The sequence below is a fragment of the Pedobacter sp. JCM 36344 genome (assembly GCF_046546555.1).
In the GTDB taxonomy this organism is placed as follows: Bacteria; Bacteroidota; Bacteroidia; order Sphingobacteriales; family Sphingobacteriaceae; genus Pedobacter.
The window spans coordinates 11,214-24,364 of record NZ_JBKHKK010000013.1 but is presented as its reverse complement, the minus strand read 5'-3'; the positions used below and the strand labels follow the sequence as shown (position 1 = coordinate 24,364).

11 protein-coding genes are annotated in these 13,151 nt (G+C 37.3%); 7 read left to right on the top strand and 4 right to left on the bottom strand.

The window, feature by feature from the left end; genetic code table 11:
- The first annotated feature begins 169 nt into the window (after nt 1-169).
- Together ACHFIZ_RS13165 and ACHFIZ_RS13160 are read left to right on the top strand one after the other, a co-directional pair.
- The gene (locus ACHFIZ_RS13165) at nt 170-1,888 is read left to right on the top strand and encodes a TlpA family protein disulfide reductase (RefSeq protein WP_410886580.1); all 1,719 of its coding nucleotides are present in this window, start codon (nt 170-172) and stop codon (nt 1,886-1,888) included.
- 334 nt (nt 1,889-2,222) lie between these two features.
- Nucleotides 2,223-2,363 carry a hypothetical protein gene (locus tag ACHFIZ_RS13160; RefSeq protein ID WP_410886578.1) on the top strand — a complete coding sequence of 47 codons (141 nt, stop codon included), beginning with the start codon at nt 2,223-2,225 and terminating at the stop codon, nt 2,361-2,363.
- A 7-nt stretch (nt 2,364-2,370) separates the two neighbouring features.
- On the opposite strand, the gene ACHFIZ_RS13155 is transcribed toward ACHFIZ_RS13160, so the two are convergent.
- Nucleotides 2,371-3,036: a hypothetical protein gene (locus tag ACHFIZ_RS13155; protein WP_410886576.1), complete on the bottom strand. Its 666-nt coding sequence runs from the start codon at nt 3,034-3,036 to the stop codon at nt 2,371-2,373.
- A 92-nt stretch (nt 3,037-3,128) separates the two neighbouring features.
- On the opposite strand from ACHFIZ_RS13155, the gene ACHFIZ_RS13150 reads away from it, so the two are divergent.
- From ACHFIZ_RS13150 to ACHFIZ_RS13140, 3 genes are read left to right on the top strand one after another with little or no spacing between them, the layout of a single operon-like run.
- Nucleotides 3,129-3,449, top strand: coding sequence for a DUF4372 domain-containing protein (locus tag ACHFIZ_RS13150; RefSeq protein WP_410886574.1), 321 nt, complete (start codon nt 3,129-3,131; stop codon nt 3,447-3,449).
- Nucleotides 3,450-3,505: 56 nt separating this feature from the next.
- Nucleotides 3,506-3,643: a hypothetical protein gene (locus tag ACHFIZ_RS13145; RefSeq protein WP_410886572.1), complete on the top strand. Its 138-nt coding sequence runs from the start codon at nt 3,506-3,508 to the stop codon at nt 3,641-3,643.
- 36 nt (nt 3,644-3,679) lie between these two features.
- Entirely contained in the window at nt 3,680-3,910 is a 231-nt protein-coding gene (locus ACHFIZ_RS13140; RefSeq protein ID WP_410886570.1) for a hypothetical protein, read from the top strand.
- 152 nt (nt 3,911-4,062) lie between these two features.
- On the opposite strand, the gene ACHFIZ_RS13135 is transcribed toward ACHFIZ_RS13140, so the two are convergent.
- Both ACHFIZ_RS13135 and ACHFIZ_RS13130 read right to left on the bottom strand, forming a co-directional pair.
- Nucleotides 4,063-5,601: a SulP family inorganic anion transporter gene (locus tag ACHFIZ_RS13135; protein ID WP_410886568.1), complete on the bottom strand. Its 1,539-nt coding sequence runs from the start codon at nt 5,599-5,601 to the stop codon at nt 4,063-4,065.
- A gap of 322 nt (nt 5,602-5,923) precedes the next feature.
- Nucleotides 5,924-6,736 (bottom strand): hypothetical protein, encoded by an 813-nt coding sequence (locus tag ACHFIZ_RS13130; RefSeq protein WP_410886566.1) that lies wholly within the window; start codon nt 6,734-6,736, stop codon nt 5,924-5,926.
- Nucleotides 6,737-7,005: 269 nt separating this feature from the next.
- Here ACHFIZ_RS13130 and ACHFIZ_RS13125 point away from each other — a divergent pair, with 269 nt between their 5' ends.
- Entirely contained in the window at nt 7,006-7,269 is a 264-nt protein-coding gene (locus ACHFIZ_RS13125) for a hypothetical protein (RefSeq protein WP_410886564.1), read from the top strand.
- Nucleotides 7,270-7,842: 573 nt separating this feature from the next.
- Here the strand turns inward: ACHFIZ_RS13125 and ACHFIZ_RS13120 are convergent.
- Nucleotides 7,843-9,039 carry an ATP-binding protein gene (locus tag ACHFIZ_RS13120; RefSeq protein WP_410886562.1) on the bottom strand — a complete coding sequence of 399 codons (1,197 nt, stop codon included), beginning with the start codon at nt 9,037-9,039 and terminating at the stop codon, nt 7,843-7,845.
- Nucleotides 9,040-9,555: 516 nt separating this feature from the next.
- On the opposite strand from ACHFIZ_RS13120, the gene ACHFIZ_RS13115 reads away from it, so the two are divergent.
- Nucleotides 9,556-13,095 (top strand): chemotaxis protein CheB, encoded by a 3,540-nt coding sequence (locus ACHFIZ_RS13115; protein ID WP_410886560.1) that lies wholly within the window; start codon nt 9,556-9,558, stop codon nt 13,093-13,095.
- Nucleotides 13,096-13,151: the final 56 nt, after the last annotated feature.

Below are 13,151 nucleotides of genomic sequence, written 5' to 3'. Positions count from 1 at the left end.
TGCAAGGAAAATCTAAACATCTCAAAAAACGAAGATTTCATGTGGGTATTAATGTACATAGCTATAAGGCGATTTATATTATAGTTTAGCTTAAAGAACCCCATTGTATACAGACAAAAAAATAATGGCTATTAAAATTTATCTATATTCACTAAAATAATAACCAAATATGCGCTCACAATTTAAATCTTTAGCAACTGCCTTGCTGCTTCTCGCATTGGCAGTTCTTCAAACACAAGCTGCTTTTTCTCAACAAGGTAACCTGACTATAAAGGGAAATATCATATTAACCAAAGAATATGATAGAGACATTGATGAGTGTTTCTTTCACTATAAAAACATCTTAACAGGCAAGGCTGTAGTTACACCGATTAGAAGAGATTCAGCCGGAAACTTTTCTGTAAGTATGCAGTTTGATACCTATCAGCAGATCTACTTTAGCAAAGCAATCAATAACGACGGACAGGTCTTCTACAATACTGGTATGATCTATTTTTCATTTTTCGGTAGACCAGGACAGGTAATGGAATTGAATTATACGCAAAAGCCTAAAAAATTAACATTCGACGGGGGCTTCTCAGTAGAAAACAACCAGTATCAAGCCTATGTGCAAGCACAAGAATCTGGCGTTAAAAATTTGTATCAGGATGTAGAAAATAGCAAACTTACACCAGCACAGGTAAAAGAATGGGCACTATCCTCATTTAAAGAACAGTTGAGTTTTAATAAACAGTATTTTAAAACGCATCCTACCTCAAAATTCATTCAAGAGCAGGCTTACTATAACGCGCTGTATGGCACTCAACAGGCAGCTATTCAATTTAACAACTTGTCAATTAATAAGGTTACGGAAGCAATGATGGTCGATTTTTATAAATCTATGATTGAAACTAGCCAAGTCTCCAAGGATGGTCAAATCATTAATTTAAAAACAATTATGGACCCTAATCCATCACTCAAGACAGCTGCTGCTTTAGGTAATCGGGAATATAAAGATTTCGTATTTAGTTTCTTTTCTATTCTTGAGCGCAGCATGAAGCGTGACTCTGTAGAGACGGTTCTATTTAAGGATTTGGCAGCCTATTTAATCAAAAAATATCCGAACTTAAAATCAGCAGAAAAAGAAATTCTTTCTAAATTTTTGAACGAAAAATCAAATTACAGCGAGCAGGAATCAAAGGCTATGTTAGCTTTATCTAATACTTACAGCCCTGAGTTTCTCCAAGTCCGCGAGAATAAAAAAGAGGTTGCAAATTACTTGAATATTAAAGATCCCGCACTTCGTGACCTGGGTGCTACCATTGCGCTTTATAAAAAACTTGATTTAAATCACATAGACCACCTAGAACCAGCAATTGAGGATTATAAGTTGGGCGTTAAGAATGTTTATCTTAAAAATAAATTTCTTACGACCTACAAAGAGGAGATGTACAAATCACATCACAGTCGAATACCCTCCCTAGCGGTGCTAAATTCTTCTAAGGAACTTGAAGGGGAAGAACTTTTAGGGGATCTATTGAAGAGATACAAAGGAAAGGTAGTCTATCTTGATGCCTGGGCAACGTGGTGTGGACCTTGCATAGCCGGTATGGAGAGCTCGCAAAAACTCCGAGAGCAATTGAAAGGAAAAGATGTAGTATTTGTATATCTCTGCATGGACTCTCCAAATGAGGTAGGGTGGAAAAACCTGATTGCAGCGAAAATTATTGCTGTGGAGAATTATTTTTTGAATCCGACCCAATCAGCCATTGTTGGTAAATCATTAAATATTAAAAGTTTACCACACTATGCATTGGCTGATAAAAGTGGCATTGTGGTTAATACAAAAGCCCCATCACCCGGACAGACAGAAACCCTTAAATTGATTCATGATTTGTTGGCTCATTAAAAGTCGTTTACATGATGTTTAATTATAAATGATTGGAGGAATAGTGTTTAACTCTGTTTTTGTATGTTTCTAAGTTCAGCTCACCTTCGATGTCTCTCAGGCTTCACAGCTTTCATTCTTTTAAGCGGCTCGTGATTGGAATAGCCAAAGTCGTGCTGGCGCACTTTTCCCTTGGCACCTTCGATCCGTTAGAAGGGGGGGAGCAAAATCGGCCTCCATCAAATAATAACTAACAGTTTACAAACAGAGCTTCAATCAAGATCTGCCACATAGATCCGTATTTTATACATTGCCTATATTAATTTAGTTATCTTCATTCTAGAAAGAAACCACAATGAAAATCGTCACGCTCCTAATGCTGTTGATATTCACATCAGAAATGGTACATGCCCAGAAGTTTGATGCCTTGATCAACAGAGCCGAAGAATTGCAAAAAGCTGAAAAGTTGAGTGATGCACTCGATAACTACATTTAGCCCAACATCATTTAAATCTTACGATTTTTCTATTCTTTTTTATTAACTTATCTAGCCTTTTATCGGTACATGCTTTTTCTAGATTGAAATAGGAAACGCTGATAAAGCCTCCATTGATTTTGTGATAGGTAACTGTTTTATAGATGTAAAAACGATTTAAAAGAGAAGCGTTCTCGACTCTATGATATTCAGCAACATCATCAGAATTGCTAAGTGATTTAATCGCAGTATTATAAAAATCAATTGGGCTACAATTTGTGTCCGCAGAATACCTAGTATGGTATATCCAAGTACTGTCTGCATCATATTTAACCCAATCCGAACGCATTATTTTCATATTTGCATTTTGTTTTGCGATTGACTTCGAAGTTTCAGAATATACAGCAAAACCAATATATATAGAAGAATCTTTGTTTATGAGACAATAACTATAAAAATCCTGGACATTAACGGGGTTTTCGGGAAAACGGAACATTCCATCTACGTAATCGGAAAAGGCTTTCGGCTTAAGAATCTCAACCCCCATATTGTTGATTTCTTCAATCGTTGATTTGAACCACTTTTGACGTGTTTCAATGTCATTCTTCCAAGTGACCTGATTTAATATTGCCTGCCCCTTAGCTATTGACTGACAAGCTATTAATAGATATAGGGCCACCATTAGTCTTTTCATATATATATAAATACATTACCGCCCGATAAAAACTACCGGGATAGCCTAAGCCATCCCGTTTTTCATACCTTTAAGTTACCGCACACAAAAGTATGCTCAAAGGTAAAACATTTTCCAGACAGCCGGTATTCGCTCAATTAATTGGGATGATCAATCGATCGATATTTGCGAGCTTGGAAAAGGAGCACAATGCAGACCATTACAGCAAGCGCTGCAAATCATGGGAGCATTTAATGTGCATGCTTTACTGCATAATGAAGAAATGCGTTGGACGCAAAACAGCTGATGGCAAGAGCAAGGGTGGCATTAAGGTTCATACCATGCTGAATGCATATGAACAGGTGCCCCAGCTAATCCATTTTGCCGACGCGGTTACACATGACTATACCTTTCTTTCCAAATTGCACCTATAGCTCCATCAGATCGCTGTTTTCGACCGTGCTTATGTTGATTATTAGTAGTATGCCAAATGGACAGCAAGCTAGGTACACTTTATCTCGGTGGGGTATCTTTAAAGATGAAAAAATACAGATCAGCTATAAAGACGAACATAAAAATGGAAGAGCTCCTATTCCCACTCAGAGTTGTTAATTATGATGATGAATAGAAAAATGTCTTCCAGTTCCTGAACAATATCTTTGATATGACCGTAGAGCAGATCGGGCTGCTTTATAAATTAAGATGGCAGATCGAATTGCTCTTTACCATCATCAAAAAGGGCATCAGGGAGAAAATCTCTTTCTCCAATCTAGTATGCTTCGCCTGGCAACACCTGTTCAGCCATCATAAACTAACCGAACTGATCGAAAGATCAGAAAAGGAATGGCGCAGAAAATATCAGCAAAAACTAGTTTTTCAACCTTCTATATTTTGATGGATAGGGGCTGAGGATAAAGGTTAAGTAACGATTATGTATGAATTTAGACAGCTCATTATGATCAGAAACCACTTAACAAGGGTATTATGATAAAGACAAAAAGCGGAAAAGCCTTTAATCAGAAAGGCTCTGCTCGATTTAAATCATATTTAAGTTTTGTCAATAGCGACACGATAGGTAGGGTCTTCATATATGTTAACGTCAATAACATCGCCTGCATTTTTCAATAATACCTGGCAATCTTCACTTAAATGTTTTAAATGAAGCTTTTTTCCTACTTTATGATATCGTTCAGTAAGTTTGTTTAGAGTTTCAATAGCCGACATATCAGTAACTTTACAATCCTTAAAATCGATAATTACTTCATCAGGATCATCGGTTACATCAAATTTCTCTGAAAATGCAGTAACTGAACCAAAAAACAAAGGGCCATAAATTTCATAGTGTTTAATGCCTTTGTTGTCAATGTACTTTCTTGCCCTGATACGTTTAGCACTTTCCCATGCAAAGACCAGTGCAGATATAATTACCCCAATCAAAACTGCAAGAGCAAGATTGTGTAACCATACCGTAATAACTGCAACCAATATCCCAACAAAAACATCCTGTTTTGGCATTTTATTAAAAATCTTAAAGCTTACCCATTCGAAGGTTCCAACAGCAACCATGATCATTACTCCCGTAAGCGCTGCCATAGGTACCAGGCCAATTATTGGTGCTCCAAAAAGGATAATAAGAAGAATTGTTAAAGAAGCTACGATTCCGGATAACCTTGCTCTTGCTCCAGCTGATAAATTGACCAGAGTTTGAGCAATCATTGGACAACCTCCCATACCAAAGAAAAATCCATTTAGAATATTAGCACTTCCCTGAGCAATACATTCCCTATTACCATTACCCCTGGTACCGGTTATTTCATCAACAAGATTTAAGGTCAGTAAGCCTTCGGTTAAAGCAACGCCAGCCATGATGACCGCATAAGGTAATATAATCTGAAAAGTTTCTATCGTAAGTGGAATATTTGGAATGTGAAAAGGTGGAAAACCTCCGCTAACCGATGCAATGTCACTTACTGTTTTGGTATTAATCCCAAAACCCAGCACAATAAAAAACACCACAATAATTGCTACTAGAGAAGGTGGAACAGCTTTGGTTATTTTTGGAAAAAAGACAACAATTGCAATGGTTAATGCAACAAGTCCTGCCATGATCATAAGTGGTTGCCCGATTAGCCAGGTCTTCTCTCCATTAACTACAGTCTTAAATTGCTCAAGCTGTGCCATAAAAATAATAACAGCTAAACCATTTACAAAGCCATACATTACCGGCTGAGGAACTAGCCTTATAAACTTGGCCAATTTGAATAATCCAACCAGAATCTGAATAATGCCTGCTAATGCCACTGCTGCAAATACATATTCGATCCCATTTGACTTCATCAGAGCAATGATAACTACAACGACAGCTCCTGCACCACCAGAAATTAAGCCTGGCCGACCACCAAAAATAGAAGTAACAAGTCCCATAATAAAGGCTGCATATAATCCCACTAAAGGCGGAAAACCTGCTAGAATGGCAAAAGACAAAGATTCAGGCATCATGGTCATAGCCACAGTTATTCCAGCCAATATTTCGGTTTTGTAATTAACTTTTTGAGAAAAGTCAAAAAAACGTGCACGTGAAAACATTCTTAAGAAATTAAGTTTAAAAAAATAAAATTGTATAAGGATATTGCCCTAACTAGGAAAAGTAAGGTAGAAAATGATTCACTGAGTAATTCAGTGGTATGTCACAGGGTTATATGAAACTTTATCTAATTTTCTCATTTCGATTGGCGCAAAGGTAACAAAAAATATAAACAGGGCTATTTAATTTTAGTTTCCACCCTCTTGACAACTTGAGGACTCAGAGACTGCTGAAGGCGTATTTAGAGGGCAAAGGCATGCCTTTGCCCTCCGAGTATGCTCGAAGTTACCTAGTTGTTCGCTCGGAGCTCCGTTGGTTGTTTTATCAGTCTACCGAAAGATATTGTTTAAATAATTCCTTGTGTTCTCTGGTAAGATCTTCACTAAGAATAATTTTTAGGTCATCATGCCCATTTAAGAAAATTTTAAGTTTGTTTCTTCTTGGCCCTACTAACCGAGCCTTATAGATAGCGCTTAGCCTTACCACACCTGCCCGTCCCAAATTAATATACTCATCCTCGTTTAGGTGTTTCAAAGTAGCAGTGACCGTCTCATGGTATTTGCTTCGAATTCCATCGTTAAACATAATGAGGTTATCCCGGTCCTCGGACTTCATGTAGATCAATTCCGTAAAAATATGTTCTTTAAACATTTTTACCTTATGCTTAATCTCCGGTAGAGGAATCGGATCTTCCGTTATCATGAGTGGAATCGCCACTAGTTTAGGGGCTATCATTTCAGTTCCAATGTTTCCGAATAGTAAGGCGATGAAAACGTACGCAGCACAATGCTTTAGCCAACCGGAATCTAAAATCCAGATATGGGCGATGGCAAAATAAATGGTGATAAGAACAAAGATGAGCCCAAATGGAAATAATACTCCAAAAAGGAGCTGTAGGCTAGGTCTAAGTACCGGGAATTCTTTCCATGGTTTACGACTATTTAGTTTCGTAGTCACTTGCATGATAACGAAGGAAATAAGCATGCTACATACTGTTCCAATAAGTAAGGCTGCAAAATATCCCTTGGTGTTGATAATTTCCCAAGGACCTTTATCCTGACCAACACTTGCGAAAATATGAGCTAAAAATATTGATAGTGCCAAGCGGATTGCCAGACTTTTAGAGAGAAGAGTCATTATTTGAATTTGGTTAGGGGGTGATTCGTCGAGATTAATTTTCGCTAACATACCATAATTAAAGGTTAAAATATTTCTAATTTCTCGCTTTGCGATGCAAATCCCATTTGTAATAGAGATAATCTGTCAAAAATCGAAAATAAAAGTCTATTCGTATCCATTTTAGGTGCCTTGGTAAGGAAATAAGAGTTTTAATCAAAATATTGTGAAGGTCATCAAATACATTTGTTAAATAAAATAACCGATTATAAATTAACTCTTAAACAACAATGAAAGAACTACTACAACAAATTTTAAGTGTATTGGCTGAAATACTATTTCAGCAGAAACTTCAGCTCATACCAATTAAAGTACAGGGTCACCCAGACCGCTGGATCGATCAGCGCAATGCAATGCATATGTTAATGCGTACCGACCGGCAGCTTCGAAGATATGTGAGCGAAGGTCAGCTTATTTCTAAGAGAATCGGTCGTTCGCTTTGGTATCTGGAGAGCAGTATTTTGGGATTTATGGAAAGATCCGAAGAGTTCTAGCTTCTACAATACCGGACATTTTGCAGAAACGGCGGACATTCGCGGACATTTTCGATCAACATTAGTTTAACCGATTTAAACACCATACCCTTGTATGACACTAAACAATTAACAAAATGAAAATAGACCTACTACTAAAATTTGCGATTGTCCAGTAAGGCAGGCAGGATTGGGACAGTGTAGCCTAAGCTGAGCGCGAGCACTCATCTGGGTGAGATTGTAGTAGGATAAGTAGGGGAGTGTAGTGTTAGTTGCTTGCTGCGAAGCGAGCAGAAAAGTTCTTTGACGTGTTTATAATTTTTAATTGGTATTGTGTTTAACCTTCAATCCATTTCATCTCTATGACTATATCTAATCGAAGCCCATCGTTAAGATGAAAATCAGTCAATCCTGAAACGAATTTAATATACAACTAAATCTCCAGTGAAGCGATGACACCAATTCAAGTTTGTTGTCTACTGGTTTCACTAAAACAATAAAACTTCACATTTTTGTGAAGCTTCAGTGATCCAGGTAGATATCAAATGCCTTTGTGTCTGACAAAATTGGATAACGAGTAACGGAACTTTCTTTTTAATATAGAAATCCAAACAACCACAATGGGATTTTATTGCCAAGACCATATTCAAGGTCATCTGCAACTATATAAGCGTGCTCATGTCCCTGTATTTGTTTGCCAGATTTGCTCTTCCCACCTATCTCCATAAGATATTTCCCATTCACCATAAAATCTCCAACCTTTGGATAGGTTACGATAGCTCCGGAATTTTGGACTTGCGAAAGAAAAAATGTTTCCCTTAGATTGCCGGTGTCTGGTTTTCCATTAGCCAAAGCGGCAATAAGACTGGTATTATGCAAGTAGATCTTTTCAGGCTTGTTCATCAGGCTTGTTCCATGTGAGGCCGAGCGTAAATTATTGATCAGCTGCGATTGTTCCAGTATATGCAGCATTTCCAGCAAACGGATTCTAGAGGTGTTTACCTGTTCAGCAAGTTTGGTGATATTTGGTGTAAAAGGGACGGAAGTAGAAATGACATACAAAAGCTTCTTGAGTTTGGCTAGCGTAGCAACTTCAATAGCCTTTGCCTCAGGTAAATCATAATCGATAATTACATTGATTAACTGGTTGATTCGCATAAAATAGTCTGATTCACCTTCAATAAAAAAGGGATATGCACCATAATTGAAATAATCGTTAAGCGATTTTAATGGTGAGGGGATAATTTTATGTAAATGCGCCCCAATTTCGCCGTGGTTACTCAATAGGTCATCAAAACTATAAATTGGAAGCTCAACCGAATGCTTTAAGGATATATATTCTCTCAGCGACAATTCAGGTAAGTGATAGTTTAGCAAACGCCTGCTTAGGTCCACTCTTGATTGCTGTAAAGCCAGGATAGAAGACCCTGAAATCACCAATTTCATATCTGGCAAAAAATCATATATATTCTTTACCGCTGTTTGCCAGTCATCGTATTTATGAACTTCATCCAAAAAGAGATGCCTACCACCAAGCCCATAAAAACGCTCCGCAACTTCTACCAGATTGTTTTGTCTAAAGTATAAGTCATCCAACGAGGTATATAACGTTTGTTCTAAAGGTAAATTCGTCTGAATATATTGGAGCATCATAGTGGATTTACCCGTGCCACGTGCACCTTCTATACAAATACCCCTTGCGTTCCAGTTAATCTTGTAGCTAAGCCCTCTTCTAAACTCAGTTCTATTAGTATTAATTAAGCGCCTGAATTTGTTTATTAATGCTTCCATCGTTTCACCGAAGATACAAATTTAGTATATAAACGTATCATACAATATATGATATAGGGATTAATCGTTTCAAATGTTATACAAATCGTTAAAAAAGAGTGTTCAACTTATGGATGGTGTTAAAATCGATAAGTAGTTTTTTAATCCGAATAGATTCTAAAATTTCGACTACCTATTCACCTTTTATTCCCTGATCGCAAATACGATCTGTGCCTCCGTAAATTTGCATTTTTTCATAGCAATTATTTGAATTTCAGTTATTAATAATTGCCCGATTTTTCTACTTTAGAATGGCCAAAACACTATTTTTTGTTTGATTTATAATTTTTACCGAACAGCAATGATTTAAATTATACCATTTCCGAAAGTTGTAAGTGAAAGTTTATCTATGATAACACGGTATTAACAGCAATAAAACGTTCATTTTAAAAAATATAGTGTAAGTTTGGTTTACTTATTTTATTATATTATTAGAAGTTCTTAAGATTCTAATACTGCTCTTTAAAATTCTGCCCTATGAATGCTAATCCCCACCATATTATTGCTATTGGCGCCTCTGCGGGCGGCATGGAAGAGATCAATTCTTTTTTTGACAATACGCCTTTAGATGGTGTTTCTTACGTTATTGTACAGCATTTATCTTCTGATTTTAAAAGTAGGATGGTTGAATTACTTGCCAAACACAGCAAGCTTGTAGTTGTGGAAGCTAAAAATGGTATGCAGGTAAAAAGCAACCAGGTATATCTTATCCCCAGCGATAAGTTCATGACCATAAGTGATGATACGTTATATTTAGCAAGCAAAGAAAAAGCTCCAGGTCCTCACCTTACCATAAATACATTTTTTAATTCACTGGCGGCAGATTGCGGGACCAAGGCTATTGCCGTAGTGCTTTCGGGCTTAGGCAGTGATGGCACCCAAGGTATAAAGGCTATTAAAAAAGCAGGTGGAATGGTGATTGCCCGCAACCCGGAAACAGCAGAGTTTGCCAGCATGCCTTCTAACGCCATCGCTACAGGTATGGTAGATTTTATTTTGGAGCCTGAATTAATGCCGGGTACTATTGAAGATTATGTAAAACGCGAGCAGGAATTAACGCTTGATACTGCTGACGACCAAAAAAATCTAGAGGCTATTGTACATCTAATTAATGAACAGCTACCGCTTGATTTTTCCGATTACAAGCAAACTACCATATTAAGACGAATTAAAAGAAGGGCGGCCTACAATAATTTCAATAGATTAGAAAATTACATTGACTTTTTGAAGGCAACTCCCATAGAAATAGCCGCATTGGCTAAGGATTTTTTAATCAGTGTTACTTCATTTTTCAGAGATGAAGAAGCCTTTAACTTTATTGAACAAAAGGTATTGCCAGGCATCTTGGAAAAACTTGCCCCCGAGGAAGAATTAAAATTGTGGGTAGCGGGCTGCGCTACCGGCGAAGAAGCTTATTCACTCGCCATATTAATAGCTGAGCAATTAGGCGGCAAGCTTAAAGATACCGTTGTAAAGATATTCGCTACAGATATTGATACTGCCGCGTTAACGCAGGCTGGCAAAGGAATTTATAGCTTAAGCATTGCAAAGGACATATCCGCGGAGCGACTAGAGAATTATTTTATTAAAGAAGGGAAAAATTATAAGATCAGCCCGAAAATACGTAAAATGGTGATCTTTGCAAAGCACGACCTGGTGAAAAACCCCCCGTATTGCAATATGAATTTTATCAGTTGTCGCAACCTGCTGATCTACATGACACCTGTATTGCAAAAAAAGATATTTACCATGCTGCTTTTTGGGCTTAAAAAGGATGGATATCTATTTTTGGGTTCCAGCGAAAACCCGATGCCGATCATCAAAAATCTAGAAATTGCCCATAAAAAATATAAGATTTACAAGAATCTTGAAACAAAACCGCTTTTACAATTTGATGCGTTCTCATTACCAGAGCTTGTTGATCCGAAACGTAAAACTTCCTCCTTTTCTTATGAGGACACTTCCCAAAGTGCAAATAATTCTCAGGCAGAAAAGATGCACGATAGCTTAGCCGAAGACCTCGATTACCTGGCCGTTTGCATTGACGAAAACAACAATGTTGTTAAATCTTACGGGGATACGACAAAATATTTTTTACAAAAGCATTACACTTCAAATTTGGAAGCACTTTTGCCAAAGCCGATTGCAGTTGCGTTTAATACATTAAAAACCAGTGCCTTAAAAACTAGCAAAAAAACTACCCTCACCGGGATAAAAATTAAAAACAACCAATCTGTAATTAAAATAAGTCTCTCCGTACGTCCTTTAACCGGAAAGAAAGGTGAGCAAACATTATTATTGGTAACTTTTACTGAAGACAGATTATCCAACACTGAACATCAGGAAGATATGGTGTTTGATGAAAAAATTTACCATGGTGAATACACCATGAATCTTGAAGAAGAGTTGAAGGAACTAAAAGATAAGCTTCAGTCTGCTCATGAAAAGCTTGATGCTTCCAATGAAAATATGCAATCTTTTAATGAAGAGCTTCTTTCGGCCAATGAAGAAATGCAAAGCACCAATGAAGAAATGCAATCGGTAAACGAAGAACTGCATACCATTAATGCGGATTACCAACTAAAAAATAAAGAACTGCTGGAAATTAATGACGATTTAAATAATTATTTCAGAAGTAACATTAACGGCCAGTTATTTATTAATAATGAGTTGCAGTTAATGAAATTTTCGCCGGGTACGGTAAAGCAGATCAACCTGCTTGAATCTGATGTAGGCAGGCCGCTCAGTAATATATCAACCAATATAAAGTTTGAAACAATATTAAACGACATTAAAAAAGTGCTGGCCGATGGTAGTGTTGTTACCAAAGAAATTGAAACTAACGATGGCAAATGGTACCAGGTAATGACGATGCCGTATATACGGCAGGCAGATAATAAGAAAGATGGTGCCATTCTTACATTTAATGATATTACCGAATTAAAAAAGATACAGCAGGAACTAAATGTAAGTAATAAAATGCTGGGTATAGCCATGGATTCGGCAGCAATGGGAACGTGGTCTATAGACCTCCAAACGCGTGAATTTATTCCATCACAACGATTTAGGGAAATATTTGGTTTTCATCCAGATGAGCAAATGACTTGTGAGGCGGCTGTCGCCCAAATTGACAGTCAATATCAAACTTTAGTGACCGATGCCATTGAAGCCAATATTAGCAAGGGTGTAAAATGTGACATAGAATATCCGTTGCGGGATTTTCATGATGGAAAACTTCGTTGGGTAAGAGCTAATGGAGATATTTCCAAAGATTTGGAAGATAAGCCCGCTTATTTTACGGGCGTTGTACATGATATCACGATTCATAAGCAGGATGAGATTCGGAAAAATGACTTTATCGCGATGGTCAGTCATGAGTTGAGAACGCCGCTAACATCACTCCAGGGATATATACAGCTTTTAAAGATCCGGGCAAAAAAGGACGAAGACATTTTTAGTATTGTTAAATTGGATAAGGCACATACGCAGGTAAAGAAAATGACCGCCCTGATCAATAGCTTTTTAAATGTTTCAAGCTTTGAAGCTGGCAAAATTTATTTGAATGAGGAGACTTTCGAAATGAATGCCCTCCTGAATGAAGTAATGGAAGAGGTTACACTGATAACCGCAACAAGCCACAACATTACAGTATTGCCCAGCCCAACGGTATCTGTTAAGGCGGATAGGGATAAGATAGGCCAGGTGATCAACAACTTTCTAAGTAATTCGGTAAAGTATTCGCCACATGGAAAAAATATTGAAATTTCTTGTAAAGAAGTAAATGGCACCGTTCAAGTAAGTGTAAAAGATGAGGGCATCGGTATTAAACTACAGGATCAGGAAAAGTTATTTGATCGTTACTACCGGATAGAAAATATGGATACCAAAAAAAATTCAGGTTTTGGCCTCGGGCTTTACTTATCAGCCGAAATCATTCAACGGCATAATGGTAAAGTATGGATAGAAAGTGAGAAAGATAAAGGGTCAACTTTTTACTTTAGTTTACCTCTTAATTAATTTTTCGGCTTGGATCTTCCAGCGATTAACCGGTCAAACTTAATATCGTGGTTCGT